This window comes from Escherichia sp. WS1450, assembly GCF_046487395.1.
GTDB classification, from domain to species: Bacteria; Pseudomonadota; Gammaproteobacteria; order Enterobacterales; family Enterobacteriaceae; genus Escherichia; species Escherichia coli.
The window spans coordinates 1-904 of the sequence record NZ_JBJQJO010000131.1 but is presented as its reverse complement, the minus strand read 5'-3'; the positions used below and the strand labels follow the sequence as shown (position 1 = coordinate 904).

The 904-nt window shown below is 52.4% G+C and carries 1 protein-coding gene; it reads left to right on the top strand.

What is annotated here, in order from left to right; translation table 11 throughout:
* Positions 1-272: 272 nt before the first annotated feature.
* On the top strand, positions 273-904 hold a 632-nt coding region (locus tag ACJHYR_RS27910; RefSeq protein ID WP_134264009.1), incomplete at its 3' end, for an alkaline phosphatase PhoX.

Sequence of the window (904 nt, the reverse complement as noted above, 5' to 3'; positions counted from 1 at the left end):
CGCAGGTCATTGAACCTACTAACGACGCCGGATATATGGTCGCAAACCGCATCGAACCAGTACTTGCCTCATCTGGGACGTCCATATATGCTCAACAAAAGAGAGCGTTCAGAATTCTAGCCTCACATCATACCTGAAACCGCGTCCCGACCATAGATGATTTTATCGCCGGTTTTTTATGACAATTGTTATATTTCCGTAACAATCTTTCCGTAGACTCACGTGCATAAAAATGATTCCCCTTGAAATCGATTTTTTGAAAGGAAACCGCAATGGGCAGACCGTTAAAAACTTTATTCAAACGTGAGCATAGTGAAGAAATCAGTAACCCGAGCGATAACCGCGCGTTTTCGCAGGTGGCGGAAGTCTATTTGTCACGCCGCCGTCTGTTACAGGCAGGCACGGTCGCCGGTGCCGCGGCAGCGTTCCCATTTCTGCTGAAACAGGAAAACGCGCTGGCGAAAGTGGTCTCCAAAGCAAGCGGTAACCTCGGCAAAGCGACGACGCTCGGTTTCACCAGCCTGCCGGTTTCCACGGAAGATACCGTTATCGTGCCGGAAGGATACATCGCGAAGCCCTTCTACAAATGGGGCGACGCCACCGGGATTGCCGGAAATCTGCCGGTTTTTAAAACCGACGGTAGCAACACCACGGAAGAACAGGCGGCGCAGGCCGGGATGCACCACGACGGCATGGCGTGGTTTAGCCTGCCGCAGGGCGGGAACAGCTCCGATCACGGCCTGCTTGCCATAAACCATGAATACATCGATAACGGTCTACTGTTTAAAGATGGCGATGCCAACTGGAGCGCCGATAAAGCTCTTAAAGGCCAGAACGCGATGGGCGTGTCGGTCATTGAAGTAAAAAAAGTGCCCCTGGGCTGGGAAGTGGTGCGCCCGTCATC